This is a genomic window from Streptomyces sp. NBC_01235 (assembly GCF_035989285.1).
GTDB lineage: Bacteria > Actinomycetota > Actinomycetes > Streptomycetales > Streptomycetaceae > Streptomyces.
The window spans coordinates 10,410,829-10,428,787 of the sequence record NZ_CP108513.1 but is presented as its reverse complement, the minus strand read 5'-3'; the positions used below and the strand labels follow the sequence as shown (position 1 = coordinate 10,428,787).

Annotated in this window: 16 protein-coding genes and 2 pseudogenes; 10 read left to right on the top strand and 8 right to left on the bottom strand. The window is 69.9% G+C overall.

Annotated elements, in window-relative coordinates; all coding sequences use genetic code 11:
- The first annotated feature begins 17 nt into the window (after nt 1-17).
- Genes OG289_RS46770 through OG289_RS46760 form a run of 3 tightly spaced genes read left to right on the top strand, consistent with a single transcriptional unit; the run spans nt 18 to nt 5,933 of the window.
- Nucleotides 18-3,278, top strand: coding sequence for a discoidin domain-containing protein (locus OG289_RS46770; protein WP_327320104.1), 3,261 nt, complete (start codon nt 18-20; stop codon nt 3,276-3,278).
- Nucleotides 3,275-4,768, top strand: coding sequence for a family 43 glycosylhydrolase (locus OG289_RS46765; protein ID WP_327320103.1), 1,494 nt, complete (start codon nt 3,275-3,277; stop codon nt 4,766-4,768). The genes OG289_RS46770 and OG289_RS46765 overlap by 4 nt, the downstream gene beginning before the upstream one ends.
- A 4-nt stretch (nt 4,769-4,772) precedes the next feature.
- Nucleotides 4,773-5,933: an RICIN domain-containing protein gene (locus OG289_RS46760; protein ID WP_327320102.1), complete on the top strand. Its 1,161-nt coding sequence runs from the start codon at nt 4,773-4,775 to the stop codon at nt 5,931-5,933.
- A 96-nt stretch (nt 5,934-6,029) separates the two neighbouring features.
- Here OG289_RS46760 and OG289_RS46755 read toward each other — a convergent pair whose 3' ends face one another.
- From OG289_RS46755 to OG289_RS46720, 8 genes and pseudogenes are all read right to left on the bottom strand, one after another.
- On the bottom strand, nt 6,030-7,400 hold the full coding sequence (locus OG289_RS46755; protein ID WP_327320101.1) for an alpha/beta hydrolase: 1,371 nt from the start codon (nt 7,398-7,400) through the stop codon (nt 6,030-6,032).
- On the bottom strand, nt 7,397-8,221 hold the full coding sequence (locus OG289_RS46750; protein WP_327320100.1) for a hypothetical protein: 825 nt from the start codon (nt 8,219-8,221) through the stop codon (nt 7,397-7,399). Before OG289_RS46750 ends, OG289_RS46755 begins: the two co-directional genes overlap by 4 nt.
- Nucleotides 8,222-8,251: 30 nt before the next feature.
- Complete coding sequence (locus OG289_RS46745) at nt 8,252-9,400, bottom strand: PP2C family protein-serine/threonine phosphatase (RefSeq protein ID WP_327320099.1); 1,149 nt, start codon at nt 9,398-9,400, stop codon at nt 8,252-8,254.
- Nucleotides 9,401-9,561: 161 nt separating this feature from the next.
- Nucleotides 9,562-10,785 carry an RNA-guided endonuclease InsQ/TnpB family protein gene (locus OG289_RS46740; protein WP_327320098.1) on the bottom strand — a complete coding sequence of 408 codons (1,224 nt, stop codon included), beginning with the start codon at nt 10,783-10,785 and terminating at the stop codon, nt 9,562-9,564.
- Nucleotides 10,786-10,923: 138 nt separating this feature from the next.
- A complete protein-coding gene (locus OG289_RS46735) occupies nt 10,924-11,682 on the bottom strand; it encodes an IclR family transcriptional regulator (RefSeq protein WP_327320097.1) in 759 nt (252 codons plus the stop codon).
- Between the two features lie 142 nt (nt 11,683-11,824).
- A pseudogene (locus tag OG289_RS46730) lies at nt 11,825-12,034 on the bottom strand (potassium-transporting ATPase subunit KdpA); the annotation flags it as partial.
- Nucleotides 12,035-12,042: 8 nt separating this feature from the next.
- Nucleotides 12,043-12,132, bottom strand: a complete 90-nt coding sequence (locus OG289_RS46725; protein ID WP_327320096.1) for a potassium-transporting ATPase subunit F — start codon at nt 12,130-12,132, stop codon at nt 12,043-12,045.
- The gene (locus OG289_RS46720) at nt 12,129-12,296 is read right to left on the bottom strand and encodes a hypothetical protein (RefSeq protein ID WP_327320095.1); all 168 of its coding nucleotides are present in this window, start codon (nt 12,294-12,296) and stop codon (nt 12,129-12,131) included. Before OG289_RS46720 ends, OG289_RS46725 begins: the two co-directional genes overlap by 4 nt.
- 203 nt (nt 12,297-12,499) lie before the next feature.
- Between OG289_RS46720 and OG289_RS46715 the strand changes: the two are divergent.
- The 7 genes and pseudogenes from OG289_RS46715 to mftE form a co-directional block, all read left to right on the top strand.
- Nucleotides 12,500-12,745 (top strand): annotated as a pseudogene (locus tag OG289_RS46715) (hypothetical protein); the annotation flags it as partial.
- A gap of 302 nt (nt 12,746-13,047) precedes the next feature.
- Nucleotides 13,048-14,064, top strand: coding sequence for an RNA polymerase sigma factor (locus tag OG289_RS46710; RefSeq protein WP_442819045.1), 1,017 nt, complete (start codon nt 13,048-13,050; stop codon nt 14,062-14,064).
- Between the two features lie 250 nt (nt 14,065-14,314).
- Nucleotides 14,315-14,458: a mycofactocin precursor MftA gene (gene mftA, locus OG289_RS46705; RefSeq protein WP_327320094.1), complete on the top strand. Its 144-nt coding sequence runs from the start codon at nt 14,315-14,317 to the stop codon at nt 14,456-14,458.
- On the top strand, nt 14,436-14,801 hold the full coding sequence (mftB, locus tag OG289_RS46700; RefSeq protein WP_327320093.1) for a mycofactocin biosynthesis chaperone MftB: 366 nt from the start codon (nt 14,436-14,438) through the stop codon (nt 14,799-14,801). The genes mftA and mftB overlap by 23 nt, the downstream gene beginning before the upstream one ends.
- A complete protein-coding gene (gene mftC, locus OG289_RS46695) occupies nt 14,798-16,042 on the top strand; it encodes a mycofactocin radical SAM maturase (RefSeq protein WP_327320092.1) in 1,245 nt (414 codons plus the stop codon). The genes mftB and mftC overlap by 4 nt, the downstream gene beginning before the upstream one ends.
- Nucleotides 16,035-17,240, top strand: a complete 1,206-nt coding sequence (mftD, locus tag OG289_RS46690) for a pre-mycofactocin synthase MftD (RefSeq protein WP_327320091.1) — start codon at nt 16,035-16,037, stop codon at nt 17,238-17,240. Before mftC ends, mftD begins: the two co-directional genes overlap by 8 nt.
- A gap of 13 nt (nt 17,241-17,253) precedes the next feature.
- Nucleotides 17,254-17,949: a mycofactocin biosynthesis peptidyl-dipeptidase MftE gene (mftE, locus tag OG289_RS46685; protein ID WP_327320090.1), complete on the top strand. Its 696-nt coding sequence runs from the start codon at nt 17,254-17,256 to the stop codon at nt 17,947-17,949.
- Nucleotides 17,950-17,959 lie beyond the last annotated feature (10 nt).

Below are 17,959 nucleotides of genomic sequence, written 5' to 3'. Positions count from 1 at the left end.
CCGAGAGGGAGCACCTCATGAAGCGCCTCCTCGTCGCCCTCGTGCTCATCCTCTGTTCCGTCTGTTCCGTGAACCCGGCCGCCGCCGCGCAGACCATCGGGTTCCCCACCTTCGGCGGACCCGCGATCCCGGCCCCGCCCGTCGCCTACACACCGGGCGACATGATGCGGAGCATCTACGACGCGGAGAGTTCGGGAACCGATTTCTGGATGGACCGTCTGCTGGCCCGCTCCGGCGACGACCCCGCCGGGCCCTGGCTGATGAGCCGTGGGCGCGCGCTGTTCATGAAGACCCACGACCCCTCGGTCCTCGGCTTCGGCGGTCATGTCGCCTACTGGGAAAGCATCAACGACAACAACGCCTACACCCTCGCGATCACCCCGGGCACCTACACCGAACAGGTCTCCCAACGGTGGCAGGCGCCCAGTTACTGGAAGAGCGTGCACACGAACGGCTCCGTCGCGGTCACGCAGACCAAGTTCATCACCGAGAACAACGTGGCGGTGACCAACCTGTCGATCAAGAACAACGGCAGCGCGTCCACCACCCTGCAGTTGCGGGCGACCTCGCCGTACGCCACCTCGGGCACCGGCAGCGAGCTGACCGGGCAGGTGAACGCCTACAACAACCTCACCACCATCCGGCCGAGGCTCACCGGCGACGGTTTCGCCGTGTCCGACGGCGGGCTCAACCGGTCCGTCACGATAGCGGCCGGAGCGACGGTCACCGCCAAGGTGGTGATGGGCTTCGTCACCGACGAGATCCCCGAGTCGCTCACCGAGTACAACGCCTACGCGGGTTACTCCAACGCCACCGCCTTCGCCACCCACGTCAGGGCGTACAACCTGTGGTGGGCGCAGAACGTGCCGTACATCGACGTACCCGAGGGCGCGATCAAGAAGAACATCTACTACCGCTGGTGGCTGATGCGCTTCAACAACCTCGACGCCGACATCCCCGGGCAGACCTTCCAGTTCCCGACGTCGACCGAGGGCGTCCTCGGCTACAACAACGCGATCGCGCTCACCCAGCCGATGCACATCGACGACCTCAAGTACCTGCGCAACCCGGCCTATGCCTACGGCGACTGGCTGAGCGTGGGCCAGGTCTCCAAGGGCGGCCGGTTCCTCGACAACCCCGGTGACCCGGAGAACTGGTCGAACAGCTACACCCAGTACATCGCCGAGGCGGCCTGGCGGAGCTACCAGATCCACGGCGGTCAGCCGGCCATCGCGGGCAACCTCGCCCACTATGCCGAGGGTGACGTCAAGGGCCAGCTCGCCTACTACGACCACGACAACAACAAGCTCATCGAGTACGACTGGGGCGCTCTGACGGGCAACGACGCCGACGCGGTCTCCTTCCACTGGAAGCCGGGCAACATGGACCGCGCCGAGTCCGCCTACCAGTACAGCGGCGCGCTCGCCGCAGCCCAGGCCTACGAGGCGACCGGCAACACGGCCAAGGCGACCGAGATGCGCACGCTCGCGACACAGATCAAGGACGCCATCGTCAACGTGCTGTGGAACCCCAACCGGCAGCTGTTCGAGCACCGGCTGAAGTCGACCAACGAGTGGGTGCCCTGGAAGGAGATCAACAACTACTACCCGTTCTCGGTCGGGGCCGTCCCCGACACCGCGACGTACAAGCAGGCGCTGCGTCTGTTCGACGACCCGGCCCAGTACCCCGTCTTCCCCTTCTACACGGCCAACCAGGCCGACAAGAAGGCCGCGGCCGACGCCGGGAACCCGGGCTCCAACAACTTCTCCACCATCAACTCCACCGTCCAGTTCCGGCTCTACTCCTCGGTGCTGCGCAACTACCCCAACTCCTGGATGACCGCGACCGACTACAAGAAGCTGCTGTACTGGAACACCTGGGCGCAGTACGTCGGCGGCAACACCCAGTGGCCCGACGCCAACGAGTTCTGGGCCGACTGGAACGGCACCGGCATCGACTACCGGTCCTGGATCCACCACAACATCCTGGGCAGCAGCAACTGGACGGTGGTCGAGGACGTCGCCGGTCTGCGGCCCCGCAACGACGCGAAGGTCGAACTCTCCCCGATCGACATCGGCTGGGACCACTTCACCGTCAACAACCTGCGCTACCGCAACGCCGACCTGACCATCGTCTGGGACGACCCGGCCGACGGAGTGGTGCGCTACCCGGGTGTCCCGGAGGGCTACTCGATCTACGTCAACGGCAACCGGGCCGCGACCGTCAGCTCGCTGGTGCCGTTCACCTGGGACCCGGCGACCGGGGACGTGACCACGAGCGGCACGGTCACCCACCACTCGGCCGTCGCCGGCCTCCAGGCCCCCAACCAGGTCGTGCAGAACAGCCCCCGGATGGTCGACATGCTCGCCAAGGCCGGCGTCGACCTGACCGGCGACCCCACCAACCTGGCCGCCGGGTCGACGACGACCGCGTCGTACACCGGATCCGGCAGCACCACCGCCGGCGCGGTCGACGGATACCCCACCAACGAGCCGTTCTGGGGTGCGGGCGGGTCCGCCAACAGCCAGGACTGGTACGAGCTGAACTTCGGCACCGCCCGCACGCTGAACGAGGTGCGGCTGTACTTCAAGGACAGCCGTCCGGCGAGTACGACCTACCGGGCGCCCTCCGCGTACACCATCCAGTACTACGACGGCAGTTCCTGGGTGAACGTCCCCGGCCAGACCAAGAGTCCCGCCGCACCGCGCGCCAACTACAACCTGGTGCAGTTCCCCGCGGTCAGCGCCCAGCGGGTACGGGTCCTGGCCATCAACGCCTCCGGCGCGAAGACGGGCCTCACCGAGGTCAAGGTGTTCAACCGGGGCGGGGTCCAGCCACCCCAGCCATCGGCCAACCTGGCGACGTCGGCGACGGCTTCGGCGTCGTACACCTCCTCCTGGGAGAGCGTGGCCGCCGTCAACGACGGGATCGACCCGCCGTCGTCCAACGACACGGTGAACCCGCGCTGGGGGACCTGGCCGGAGACCGGACAGCAGTGGGCCGAGCTGACCTGGCCCGCGGCGAAGACCCTCAACAAGGCCGAGGTGTACTTCTTCGACGACGACCAGGGCATCGACATGCCGGCTTCCTGGAAGCTGCAGTACTGGAACGGCGGCGCCTATGTCGACGTGCCCGGCGCGAGCGGCTATCCGCTGGTCAAGAACCAGTACAACACCGTCACCTTCACCGCCACGAGCACCACCCGGCTGCGGGTGCTGCTCACCGGCAACGGCACCAACTCCGTCGGCCTCCTCGAAGCAAAGGTGTACGGACCGTGACCCGTTCCAGATGCCTGTCCGCACTCATCGCCCTGCTCACCATGGCGGTCGCCTTCCTCGTGGCGCCGCCCGCGTCCGCCGCCGTCGCGTTCACCTCGACCGGCGTGAACCAGAACGGCGGCAACTGCCTCGACCTGCCGGGCAGTTCGACAACCAACGGTGCTCAGCTGCGGGCCTTCACCTGCTCCTCCGGCAGCAACCAGAACTTCGGCTACACCCTGGTCTCGGGGACGAGTGACACGTACACGATCACCACCCAGTCCGGCCAGTGCGTGGACGTCTACGGCGCGTCCACGGCGGACGACGCGGCGATCATCCAGTGGCCCTGCCACGGCGGTACGAACCAGCAGTGGCGACTCGTCGCGGTGTCCGTCGGCGGAACGGACAAGACGTTCAACCTGGTCTCCGTGAGCTCGGGCAAGTGCGTCTCGCCGAGCGGCGGGTCCTCGGCGTCCAACACCAACCTGGTGCAACTGCCGTGCGCCACCGCGAACGGCAGGGTGTGGCGGCTGCCCGCCTTCACCGGCGGCGGAACGAGCCCGCACACGTACGCCAACCCGCTCTCCCAGCATGGTCCCGACCCGTGGCTCACGTACTACGACGGCTACTACTACCTGGCCACGACCACCTGGAACTCGACGGTCACCATGCGCAAGGCGAGCACCCTGGCGGGGCTCGCCACGGCCACCGACCAGGTGATCTTCAACCTCACCCGGCCCAACGGCGCCGGCACGATGTGGGCGCCTGAGTTCCACCTGCTCGACGGCCCCAACGGGAAGCGCTGGTACTTCTACTACACGGCCGGGCGGGAGCCGTACGACCTGGGCACCCAGCGGATCCACGTGCTGGAGAGCGCCGGACTCGACCCGATGGGTCCCTACAGCTTCAAGGCCGACCTGCTCGACCCGACGCAGGACAACACCTGGGAGCTGGACCCGAGCATCCTCCAACTCAACGGTCAGCTCTACCTGTTGGGCACCTTCTACAACGGCTCGCAGCCGATGTTCATCCGACCTCTGTCGAACCCGTGGACGGCGAGCGGCACCCGCCGGGTGCTGTCCACGCCGACGTACAGCTGGGAGACCGTGGGCGGCGCGGTCAACGAGGGCGGCGAGGTGCTCCAGCGGAACGGAAAGACGTTCATCGTCTACTCCGCCAGCCACTGCTCCACGCCCGACTACAAGCTCGGCATGCTCACCTACAACGGCGGTGACCCGCTCAGCTCCTCCTCCTGGGTCAAGTCGCCGAACCCGGTCTTCCAGCGCTCCAACGCGAACGGCGTCTACGGTCCCGGCCACAACGGGTTCTTCAAGTCGCCCGACGGGACCGAGGACTGGATGGTCTACCACGCCAACGACTCCGCGGGCGGTGGCTGCGACATGAACCGTACGACCAGGGCGCAGAAGTTCACCTGGAACGCCGACGGCACGCCGAACTTCGGCACCCCGGTGGCCCTCGGCGTCACACTGACCTCACCGTCAGGGGAATAGTCGGATGAGACGATCTCGGTTCCTGTCCCTCTGGGCGGTTCTGCTCACTGTGATGATCGGTTCGGTCATGGGCACCGTCGCGATCGCGCCGCCCGTCCACGCCGCGACGGCGTTCACCTCCACCGCGGTCAACCAGAACGGCGGCAACTGCCTGGACCTGCCAGGCAGTTCCACCGCCGACGGCATCCAGCTCATCCAATGGGCCTGCCACGGCGAGGCCAACCAGACCTTCACCTTCACCCCGGTCGGTGGGACCACCGACCAATACGGCATCGGCACTTCGACCGGCGGAAAATGCGTGGACGTCAACGGAGCGTCCAGCGCCGACAACGCCACGATCGTGCAGCGGACCTGCGGCACCGGAACCAACCAGAAGTTCCGTCTCATACCCGTGACGGTCAACGGAACGAACAACGTCTTCAACGTGCAGGCGGTGCACTCCGGCAAATGCGTCGCCCCGTCGGGCGACTCCTCGGCCGGCGACACCGGCCTCGTCCAGTTGCCCTGCAGCAACGCGACGTCGCGGACATGGCGGCTGCCCGACTTCACCGGCAGCGGCGGCGGCCCGACCACGCCCCCGACAAAGACCGTCCGGGTGTACTGGCTGAAGCCCTCCGACGTTCCGTTCGACCAGCGGTACCCCGACGGCATCGTCAACGTGATGCGGGAAGCACAGCGCTACTACAGGCAGGAGCTCGGCAAGACCTTCACGCTGAACAACCCCGTGGTCGAGGTCGTCAACGGTGACCAGCCACGGAGCTGGTACGAGAACACGCCCAACGGCGGTGACCGTTACTGGTGGGCCGTCACGAACATGCAGAACGAACTCGCCAGAAAGTTCGGCCTGAACAACCCCGACAGCCGTTGGCTCAACGTCGGCGAGATCAGCGCCGAGGGAGAAGGCGCGGGCGGGGGCGCCAGCCCCGGATGGGTCGTCCTGAGCGGGCACGACGCCGACGGCGCCGCAGGCACCAGCGGACAGTCGATGAACCGCTGGTACGGCGGAATGGTGCACGAACTCGGCCACGCCTTCGGCCTGCCGGACTCGTCCTCGACCGACGGCACACCGATGTCCGCGTCCTTCTACGACTACCCCAACACCCACTTCAACCAGAGCCAGAAGAACCAGATCCTCAACGGCCCCTACGGGAGCTTCCTGTCCTGACGCCGACCGCCCCCTCGGGCGAGCAGCCGGACCGGTACCGGTCATCGGCGGGGCATCCGCGCTGCGATGCCCCGCCGATGTGTGTGTCGTCGCTCGTCAGCGCAGTGCGGCGAGGAACGGTGCGAGGGTGCGGGTCAGGGTGTTGTGCGGGGTGTCCGCGAACAGCGGGTCGAGGTGGTTCATCCCGTCGTCCGTCGCGTAACTGCCATAAGGAATACGGGAGTTGGCGACGACCTCACGGGCGGCCGAGACGATGGTCCCCTTGGCGTAGCTCGTCTGGAAGGCGTACAGCGGGGTGTCCAGGGCCTCGGTGTGCGCGAGCCGCAGACCGAGCGAGCGGGCCAGGTCGGTGTCCGCGTAGGGATCGGCGACGTCGAGGTCCACCGACAGGCGGGACGGCCAGTACCACTCCCACACGGCGGGCTCCGGGCCGCCCGCGTAGGCCGCCGCGACACGGCTGATGGGGGTGATGCCGGTGTCGACCCAACCGCGTACCTCGCCGGTGTCGGCGAGGTGCCCCGAGTGCACGCTGATGTCGTTCGGCCAGCCGATTCCGGCGTCCACCAGGGTGCCCAGCAGGCCGGCGTTGGTGACCGGGTACGACGGCCGCAGGGCGTCGGGCAGCCGGGGCTGCAGGACCGAGCGGCCGGCCGGGTCGAGGTGCGCGTACCAGCCCGCGAGCTGGTACCAGATCTGTGTGCTCTCCGCCCGGGAGCCCACTCCGACGGCGCTCAAGGTCATGTCGAAGACGGCTCCGCCGTCGATGGCCGCGAGCCGCTCGCGCACCTCCTGGGGCGAGTTGCGCACCGGCTGGCCCGTTCCGTCGAACGCCCCGCGCACCCCGCCGTCGACCAGGACGAGGGCGGAGAGGTCCCGGTGTCCGGGGCGGCCGTCGAAGTCCCAGGCCGCGTAGGTCATCGCGGTGGTGGCGCCCCAGGAGTGGCCGCCGAGCACGACCCGGCGGCGGCCGCCGTGGGCGGCGGTCCGTACGACCGCGTCCAGGTCCTCCAGGGTGCGGGCCAGGCCCCACCCCGCGACGTAGGCGGAGGCGGTGGGGTCCTGCGAGCGGTAGTGGCCGTCCAGGTAGTACCCGACCGGGTCCGCGGTGGCGAACCCGGAGCGGTCGGCGAGGTTCTCCTCACGCCGGTCGAAGGCCCACACCTGCACTCCGGGCACGGCCGCGACGAGGTCCCGGGCCACCAGCCGGAAGTCCCCGGCGGCCCCGAACATGCCCGGGACCATCACCAGCACGGTGCGCGCGGTGTCGGGGCCGATCTTGAGCACATGGACCCGGTCCGTCCCGGCCGGACCTCCTCCGGCACCCACCGTCAGGGGGACGTACGGCTCCCGCCCGACGGTCTCGCGCCGCCGCCCGGCCGCGGCGGCCGGGCCGGTCAGGGCGGACGCCAGGGCGAGTCCGCCGACCGTCCCGCCCAGCAGCGCCCGGCGCGACAGACCCCGCGTCATGAGGCGCACCCGCCCACGCGCCGGGTGCTCAGCGCCACGTCGTCCATGCGGACGTCGTACGAGGAGGGAGTGGGATTCGCCTGGTACAGCTGCCAGCCCAGCTTCAGCTTGTCGAAGCGCGGGAAGACGAAGTCGTCCGCCGTGCCGCCGTGGTCCTTCGTGGACACCGTCAGGTCGGAGCGCTCCACGCCGTCCTGGTAGACGGTGACGCGGTTGTCGGTCGCGTCGAGGTGGAATTCGACGCAGCTCCAGGTGCCGGCGGTGGCGGGGGCGGTGGTCTTCCAGGCGGTCCAGTCACCGGTGGGACCGAGATCGGAGCCGACGCCCCAGAAGTTGGCCCGCGAGGTGGGAACGTACTGGCCGCCCAACGGGCGTACCAGGGTGGGGGTGTCGGAGCCGGAGGCCTCGGCGATGGTCCAGTGCGCCCAGTCGGGGGCCGTGGGGAACCGGTCCACCCGCAGCCGCAGCCGGGCCCAGAAGCTGTTGCCGGCGGGCGCGAGGTCGGTCAGGACGAGGAAGGCGCGGCCGTTGCCTTCGGTATGGAGTCGCAGTTCGCGGCCGTGGCCGGTGGCACTGGGTTCGACGGTCAGTGAACCGTTGGCGGTGTCCGTGGTCCAGCCACGGCCCGCGGTGACCGGACCCAGCGGGAGGCGGTCGAAGCTCTCCCTGACGAGTGTTCCCTGTGTTGCGTGCGCTCCGTATGTTGCCTGCGTGTTCTGTGTTCCCTGCGGGACGGAGGTGGCCGAGGCGGTGGGGGGTATCGCGAGCAGCGCGGCCGAGGAGGCCAACAGCGCGGCGGCGATCTTCCGCATGCGTGTCATGGGCACACTATGCAACATCCGCCACAGCGGTCACACAGCCTGGTCCCCCAACAGCCCTCCGGACAGCGCCTGTTGGGGAACCGCAGGGGCGGCGACGGCCGGCTTGCGGATCAGCAGCAGCGCCGCGTCGTCGTGCAGTCGGCCGCCGACATGCGCCAGCAGTTCGTCGTGGATCGCGCCGAGGGTGCGCGCCGGGTCGTCGGAGAGGTGGCGGTCCAGGCCCTCGACGAGGGGGTAGAACTCCCGGTCGTGGTCGCGGGCCTCGATGACCCCGTCCGTGTAGAGCAGCAGTTGGTCTCCGTCGGCGAAGGGCAGCACCTGGAGGCTGGGTGTCTGCTCGGTCAGGGCGCGCAGGCCGAGGGGCGGGGCCGGATGTGTGGCCTCCACCGCCGTGACGTTGCCGGACGCGTCGATGAGCAGCGGGGGTGCGTGTCCGCAGTTCACCACTTCCAGCTGGCCGGGCCGCGGGTGTCCGGCGACCACGGCGGTGACGAAGTCGTCGGCGCCGAGATTGCGCGCGAGGCTCCGCTCGATCCGGTCGACGACGGCGAGGAGATCGGGTTCGTCGTAGGCGGCCTCGCGAAAGACGCCGAGCACGAGCGCGGCGGTGCCCACGGCCGGCAGTCCCTTGCCGCGCACATCGCCGACGATCAGCCGCACGCCGTACGGGGTGGGTATCAGCGCGTAGAGGTCCCCGCCGATCCGGGCCTCCGCGGCCGCGGCGCTGTAGCGGACGGCCACCTCGAACGGCCCGACCGTGGCCGGTACCGGCCTGAGCAGCGCGTGCTGGGCGGCCTCGGCGACCGACCGGACGTCCGCCAGGACCCGTTCCCGGCGCGTGCGCAGCGCTCCGGCCAGGGCACTCGCCAGGGTGACGGCGATCAGGGCGGCCAGTACGGCCGCCAGCTCACGGCTGGGAGCGCCGTCCCGGGTGCCGAACGCCGCGCCGAGGGCGGCGGCGAGGAGGCCGACGCAGAGGACACCGCGCGGCCCGTTGGTGGTGGCTGCCAGCGCGGGTCCGGCCGCCAGCAGGGGCAGCCAGATCATCCCCGCCCCGCCGACGAGGTCGGCGAGCACGATGACGAAAACGATCAGGACGGGCAGGAGGGGGCCTGCCACTCGGTAGCTGAACAGCCGCGTCGGGCAATGGTCGCCGCCATGGTTCCGGGCCTGAGTCATGCTTCGTCCGCAGTCCTCACCTGTGTGCCGGGCCGATCTGTGCACCGGCAACTTCCGAAATGTCCGTTTCCTCTAGGAGACGGGATCGGCCCGGTGCTCGCAAGGAGCAGATTTTCAGATATTGAATGCTCCCCCTCGTAAACGAGAGGGGGATTCCTGGCTCAGGCAGCCTTCCAGACCGGCGGTCCGGGAGGTCTTACGCCCTCGACACCAGCCGGGTTCAGACCTGCCCGGACGAGCATCACACGGGCGGAGTTCTTGTCCCGGGGAGAGACGACGCCGCACGCGGTGCAGGTGTAGGTGCGTTCGGACAGTGGCAGTGCGTGCTTGGTTCTCACTCCGCAGCGTCCGCAGTCCATGGTGGTGTGCGCGGGGTGCACCAGGCGCACGTCCCGCGCGTGCGTGCGGCCCATCTCGGTCAGGGCCCGCTTTGTGGCGCCGATCGCGGCGTCGGCGGCCTTACGGGCCATCGGCGTCCTGGCGAGGAACTTCGGGCGGAAGTCCTCCACGGCCACCGCGTCGTGGTCGGTCACCACGCGTTTGGCCCACTTGCGTCCGGTGTCCTGCCGCTGCCGGACCACCTTCCTATACGCCTTCGCCCGCAGGTGCTTCGCCTCACGGTAGCCCTTCGAGGCGGCCTGCCCCTTCCTGGGTTTGCGACGGGCCATCATCCGGTCGTACCGGGTCAGCTTCTGCCCAGCCTTCTTCCCGTGCTGGGCGTGCGGAAGGTCGTGCGCGTCTGAGGTGGTGGTCGCGGTCTCTCGCACGCCCCAGTCGACACCGATCACCCGGCCCGTCAACGGCAGGGGCCGTACCTGAGCCGGGACGACGAACGACGCGTACCAGTGTCCGACGCCGTCCTGATACACACGCACACTCGACGGGTCAGCCGGAAGATCACGGGACCACACCACGGCCAGCACGATTCCGCCCGCCAAATGCAATCGCCCGTCCTTCAGGCGGAACCCGCGCCGCGTGTAGTTCAGCGTCGGGTCCGCCTCGCGCTTCTTCTTCCACTTGGGCATCCCAGCCCGCTGCCGCAGAGGCAGCCGCAGCTTGACGTCTTTCTGTGCCTTCGCACGGGAGCGGCCGAAGTCCCGGATGGTCTGCTGCTGCGGGACCGAACTTCCTTCACGCAGCCACGGCGTGCGCTCACGCGCCTCCGTCAGCATCCGGTCCAGCTGCGCCGGGCCGCACGTCCGCACGTCCTTGAGGTGCGCCTTGTTGTACGCGTACACAGCCTTCGACTTTGCCACGCACTCGTTCCACACCCACCGACACCGGTCCCACTCGCCCAGCAGCCGCACGCGGGCAGTCGACGACACACGCACCCGGTACGTGTACCGGGCATGCCCGGCAACGTCGGCTTCCGCTGGCGTCGTCATGACGCCAAAGTAGCCTCCCCCGGCGGCGATCCGGCTTCTCCTGCCCCGCTCCGCAGGAATCCGGATTCTCCCCCGCAAGCGGGAGGCCCCCACCCCGGCCTGAAGGCCAAGGCATTCTCCAGGACCTCCGGTGAACGATCAGGTGGTGAGGGAAAGACCCCTGGTCACGCGGTCGGCGGTCGGGATCAGGCGGGCCAGGATCTCCTCGAGTCTGGGCAGCCGGTCCGCCGGCAGGGACACGCCGAGGGAGCCGAGGGTGTCGCCGCTGTAGACGGGCACGGCCACACAGACCGTGCCCAGGGTGTACTCCTCCAGGTCCGTGACGGCCGGCGCCACGGGCGAGGTGTCCAGTCGCCGCAGCAGTTCGGGGGCGCTGGTGATGGTCCTCGGCGTGAGGTCGGCGAGGTGGTGCCGGGATAGGTAGTCGTTGCGGGCGTCGTCGTCCAGTTCCCGCAGGACGGACTTGCCGAGGGCGGTGGCATGCCCCGCGTCCTCGAACCCGACCCACAGGTCGACGCGGGGTGCCCGGGGGCCGTCGACGATCTCGGCGACCCGGATCTCGCCCTCCTCGTAGAAGGTGAGGTAGGCGGCGGCCGCGAGCTCGTCGCGGAGGGCGGCGAGCGTGGGGCGGACCCGGCTGAGCAGCGCCTGCCCCCGGCCCGCGGTGTGCAGGGTCTGCATCCTGTCGCCCATGACGAACCCGCCGTCCGGCAGTTTCCGCAGGTAGCCGTCGTGGACCAGGGTTCGCAGCAGGTGGTAGGCGGTGGCCAGGGGCAGCCCGGTCTCGCGTGCCAGCTGTTTCGCCGGCGCGCCGTTCTCGTGCGCGCTCGCCGCCTCCAGCAGCCGGAAGGCCCGCTGCACGGAGGTGATGAGCGTGGGGCCGTCCCGCGCACCCATACGACAAGCGTGCGCCAGGTGCACGGCGCAGGCAAGGCGCGCGGGGCCGGGAGCGCTGCCCTGCCGGGGAGGCTGGCCTGCCCGGGGAGACCTGCCCGTCATTTCTCGAAGCGGTGGCCCGTGCCGGAAGAAGACCGAGAGGCGCCGAGAAGGCCATGACACCGCGCAGATACGCCGGCCGGCCCATCTCGGCGTCCGGGTCGGCACCGATGCCGCGGTGGATCCGCCCCTCCGCCCGCTGGTGCCGGTCGGAGGAGTAGACCCCATGTAGGTGCCCAGGGGGGACGTGGGCGAGCGCCAGGGCCGCTATGAGCGCGAGCAGCTGGAGCACGCCGGCGAGCACGGGACCCATCTGTTGTCTCAGAAACTCTCGGGGAAGATCAGGGCGAGCACGAGATGGCCCAGCAGGGCGACGGCCACGACCGGGCCGACAGGGTTCTGGGCGGTCACAGCTTCGTCACCCCCTTGGCCCCGAGGGCCACCAGCGCGAAGACGGCGGCCGTGGTGACGACGAAGGCCGGATCGGCCGTCGTGAAGTCCTTGGAGAGGTTCGAAACAGATGTGGACGGTTCGAGGAAACCCCGGACCGGACCGGATCGATCGTTCGTCGACACGCCCCTGACGGCGGCGCCCACGGCTTTGACGCATCTTTTACGGGCGGCTGTGGCCGGCGCGGATTTCCTGCGCCCACACGGCCGACTTTTCTGTCAAGGGCGATATTCCCCACACCCGGGCGGCGTCGGACAGCGGCCGTTTCCTGTGATGTCGCGGTGTTACGGTGGGCATCGGCCAGCTCTCTACACCTGAGGTTCAAGAAGTGAGAAATCGGCTCGTCGTCAAGGGTGCCCGTCAGCACAATCTTCGTGACGTGTCCGTCGAACTTCCCGGGGACGCACTGATCGTATTCACGGGTGTACCCGGATCCGGAAAGTCAAGTCTGGCTTTCGACACCATTTTCGCCGAGGGCCGACGGCGTTATGCGGAATCCCTGTCGGCATATGCGGGGCAGTTTCGCGGGCAGCTCGACAAGCCCGATGTCGATGCCGTCGAGGGGCTGTCCCCGGACGACGCCGGGCTCGGCTGTGTGAGTTTCGGCCGGCCCGCCCCCGCCCCGTCCGGCGGCGAGGCACAGCGCGTCAAGCTCGCCGCCGAACTCCAGTGCCGCACCCGTGGACGCACCCTCTACGCGCTCGACGAGCCCCCCACCGGTCTCCACGCCGCCGACATCGAGCGGCTGCTGCTCCACAGGGGGCAGGAGGGCGGCCACCGGGGCGCCCGGGTCGTCGCCGAAGGCCCGCCGGAACGGGGCGCGGCCGAGCCCCGGTCGCACCCCGGACGATTCCTGAACTCCCTGTTGGAGCCGGCATGAGTGTCACGGACGTACGGGAGGCGGAGGACGCCGAAGAGCTTCCGCTCGTGGAGGACGACGAGGCCGACGCGCCCGCTCCCCGGCTCTCCTCCGGAGGCGGCACCGTCGACCAGGTGAAGGACTACCTGCGGCTCATCGCCAAGGTCCGGCTGCTGACGGCCGAGCAGGAGGTGGAGCTGGGCAAGCGCATCGAAGCCGGTGTGTACGCCGAACACCTGCTCGCCGGAGAAACGGGCCCGGACCCGCACTTCCGCCGGGAACTGGCCCTTCTCGCCGAGGACGGCCACCGCGCGAAGAACCACCTCACCGAGGCCAACCTCCGCCTGGTGGTCTCCGTCGCCAAGCGCTACACCGGGCGCGGACTGCAGTTCCTGGACCTCATCCAGGAGGGGAACACCGGGCTGATGCGGGCCGTGGAGAAGTTCGACTACACCAAGGGCTTCAAGTTCTCCACGTACGCGACCTGGTGGATCAAACAGGCGATCACCCGGGCCCTGGCCGACCAGAGCCGCACCATCCGCATACCGGTCCACACCGTGGAGCTCATCAACCGGGTGGCGCGGGTCCGCCGCGAGCTGATCCTCGACACCGGGGCCGAGCCGACGCCGCAGGAACTCGCCGAGAAGGCGGGGATCCCGGTGGAACGGCTGGCCGAGCTCAGCGCCTACACCAAGGAACCCGTATCGCTCGACACCACCCTCTCCGAGGACGGCAACACCGAGTTCGGCGACCTCATCATGGACAGCGACTCGCCTTCCCCCTGGGAGATGGTCACCTTCGATCTCCTCCAGGGCACCCTGCGGAGCGTCCTGGCCGACCTGACCCCGCGCGAGGCCGGCATCATCTCCCTGCGGTACGGCCTCTTCGGCGGCCGGCCGCGGACGTTGGAGGAGATCGGCCAGGTCTACGGCGTGACCCGCGAACGCATTCGCCAGATCGAGGGCAAGACGATGAGCAAGCTGCGCCACCCCTCGCGCTCGCACGTGCTGCGGGACTACCTCGGGGACGAGTGAGGGCCCGGCAACCGTCTCTCTCCTCGGCGCCTACGTCCTGGCCGGGGAACCGGCGAGCCGCGCCGGCCATGCGGACGCCCCCGCCACCCAGGAGTCGCTCGACGCCCGCGAGTTGCTCACGCCTCATCCGAAGTCGCGTCGGGCGCACGGCATTTCGTGCACGCACCTTCTTTACGACACCGAGTGCCATTATCGTGGCTCCCAGAGTTTTCGTCACCGAGTGCCAATACTCTGCAACGAGGGAGTCCCGATGGCCGAGTCCCCGCAGGTTCGCGTCCCCGCCTCCGCCCCGCCCGCCGCCGGGACGGAGGAACCGCTCGCCGACCAGGTCCTCGTCGAGCAGGACCTGCTGGTCGAGGAGGTGTCCATCGATGGCATGTGCGGCGTCTACTGACCCGGCCACCGTCACGGCGCCCCGTGCGACCGAGGCCGGTTTCGACCTCGACGCCGCCTGGGATCTGCACCCGCAGGTGGCCGTGCGCCCGGAGCGGTTCGGAGCCCTGCTCTACCACTTCGGCACCCGACGGCTGTCGTTCCTGAAGGACCCCCGGCTGCTCGCCGCCGTACAGTCGCTGGCAGACCAGCCCAGCGCCGGGGCCGCCTGCCGGGCGGCCGGCGTACAGCCCGCCGAACTCGCCCGGTTCGGCGGGGCGTTGGCCGCGCTGGCCGCTTCCCGCATGATCACCGCCCGGCCGCTGCCGCGCGGCGAGGAGCCTCGGGCCGAGGAGGCACGATGACGGTCGCACCTCCAAAGGCGGGGCGCGCCGCCGTGCCCGCCAACCGCCTGGTGGACCACTTCCAGCACGGGCTGGACGCCCCGATCTGCCTGACCTGGGAGCTCACCTACGCCTGCAACCTGGCGTGCGTCCACTGCCTGTCCAGCTCGGGGCGGCGTGACCCGCGCGAGTTGAGCACCGAGGAGTGCAAGGCGGTGATCGACGAACTCGAGCGCATGCAGGTCTTCTACGTGAACATCGGCGGCGGCGAGCCGACGGTCCGCTCCGACTTCTTCGAACTGGTCGACTACGCGACCGCTCACCACGTGGGCGTGAAGTTCTCCACCAACGGCGTCAGGATCACCCCCGCGGTGGCGGAGCGCCTGGCCGCCGACGACTACGTCGACGTGCAGATCTCCCTGGACGGCGCGACCGCCGAGGTGAACGACGCGGTCCGCGGCGCCGGTTCGTACGCAACGGCGGTGCGGGCGATGGAGAACCTCGCCGCCGCCGGCCTGCGGGGTTTCAAGATCTCCGTGGTCGCGACCCGGCACAACATCCCTCAACTGGACGCCTTTCAGGCGCTCGCCGACCGCTACGACGCCCAACTGCGGCTCACGCGGCTGCGTCCCTCGGGCCGGGGCGCGGACGTCTGGCACGAGCTGCATCCGACCGCCGAACAGCAGAGGGAGCTGTACCACTGGCTGGTCGACCACGGTGAGAAGGTCCTCACGGGCGACTCGTTCTTCCATCTGTCCGCCTACGGCGACCCGCTTCCCGGCCTGAACCTGTGCGGTGCGGGACGGGTGGTGTGCCTGATCGACCCGGTCGGTGACGTCTACGCCTGTCCCTTCGCCATCCACGACGCGTTCCTCGCGGGCAATGTGCGCGAGGGCGGCGGCTTCACGGGCGTGTGGCGTGAGTCGCCCCTCTTCCTCGACCTGCGGAAGCCGCAGAGCGGCGGAGCGTGCACCCAGTGCTCGGCCTACGACGCCTGCCGGGGCGGCTGCATGGCCGCGAAGTTCTTCACCGGCCTGCCGTTGGACGGCCCGGACCCCGAGTGCGTCAAGGGACACGGGCGGAGCGCGCTGAACTCGGTCGACCGGACCGCGGTGCCGCGCCCGACCGGCGACCACTCGCACACCGGCCCGGTACACCGGGCGCCGGTGCGGCTCGGCATGCCGGGCCTGCGGCGCCCGGACCGGATGTGCGACGAGAGTCCCCTCGCGGGGCTGGCCGCGAAGGAGGCCCGCCATGGGTGACGGCGGTTGGTTCGAGACGGTGGCCGAGGCCCAGCGGCGGGCGAAGAAGCGCCTGCCGAAGTCCGTCTACTCCGCGCTGCTCGCCGGGTCCGAAAACGGCGTGTCCTACCGCGACAACACCGAGGCCTTCGGACAGCTCGGGTTCGCGCCCCATGTCGCCGGCCTGTCGGCCAAGCGGGACCTGTCCACGACGGTGATGGGCGAGGAGATCTCCCTGCCGGTCGTCGTCTCCCCGACCGGGGTGCAGGCCGTGCACCCCGACGGCGAGGTCGCCGTCGCCCGCGCGGCGGCCGCCCGCGGCACGGCGATGGGGCTCAGCTCCTTCGCGAGCAAGCCCGTCGAGGAGGTCGTCGCGGCCAATCCTCGGACGTTCTTCCAGATGTACTGGATGGGCGGCAAGGACTCCATGGTGCGGCACATGGAGCGGGCGCGGGTTGCGGGCGCCAAGGGTCTGATCGTCACCCTCGACTGGTCCTTCTCCCACGGCCGGGACTGGGGCAGCCCCGTCATCCCCGAACGGCTGGACCTCAAGGCGCTGGCCCGGTTCGCGCCCGAGGGCCTGACCCGGCCGCGCTGGCTGCTCGACTTCGCCAGGACGCGCCGCCTGCCCGACCTGACGGTTCCCAACGTCGTCGAACGCGGCCGGCGACCGCCGACGTTCTTCGGCGCCTACGGGGAGTGGATGAGCACCCCGCCGCCGTCGTGGGAGGACATCGCGTGGCTGCGCGGCCAGTGGGAGGGGCCCTTCCTCCTCAAGGGCATCTGCCGGGTGGACGACGCCAAGCGGGCCGTGGACGTCGGCGCCACCGCGCTCTCCGTGTCCAACCACGGCGGCAACAACCTGGACTCCACACCGGCGCCGATCCGCGCCCTCCCCGCCGTCGCCGAGGCCGTGGGCGACCAGATCGAGGTGCTCCTCGACGGAGGCGTCCGGCGCGGCAGCGACGTCGTCAAGGCCCTCGCGCTGGGTGCGAGAGCGGTCCTGATCGGCCGCGCCTACCTGTGGGGCCTGGCCGCGGGCGGTCAGGCAGGCGTGGAGAACGTCCTGGACATCCTCCGCGGCGGCATCGACTCCGCCCTCCTCGGGCTGGGACGCTCCTGTGTCCAGGAGCTGACGCCCGACGACGTGGTGGTCCCGCCGTACTTCACCCGAACCCTGGGAGCCGGATCCGACGCCTCGTCCCGTCCGTCGTCCTGAGAGGGAACCCAGGATGACCGAGCTGGCCTCCCTCACCTGGCCGGAGTTGGCCCGCCGTGAGCGCGACGGGCCGGTCCTGGCCGTTCCCGTCGGCGCCACCGAACAGCACGGGCCGCACCTTCCGCTGTCCACCGACACCGACATCGCCGTGGCCCTGGCCGAACGGCTGGCACAGGAGGTGCCCGGTGTCGTGGTCGCCCCGCCGGTGGCCTTCGGGTCCAGCGGCGAGCACCAGGAGTTCGCCGGCACCCTGTCCATCGGGCAGGAGGCCGTGGAGCTGCTCCTCTTAGAGCTGGTGCGTTCCGCCTGCGCGACCTTTCCCCGGACCGTGCTGGTCTCGGCCCATGGCGGAAACGCCGAGCCGGTCTCCCGGGCCGTACGGCGCTTGCGTGAGGAAGGCCGGCATGTCCTGGCCTGGTCCCCCCGCTGGGGCGGGGACGCGCACGCCGGTCGCACCGAGACCTCCGTCATGCTGGCGCTCGCGCCCCACCGGGTGCTCCTGGAACGGGCCGAGGCCGGCAACACCACGCCCGTCGGGGAGCTGCTGCCGCTGCTGCGAGGCCAAGGGCTCAAGGCGGCCACCGCCAACGGGGTGCTCGGGGACCCGGCCGGCGCGAGCGCCGAGGAGGGCAGGGCTCTGCTCAGCGGGGCGGCCCAGCAACTGGCCGCCCTGGTGTCGGGCCGGGCGGCAGGCACTGGCACGGCCTGACCACGCGTGA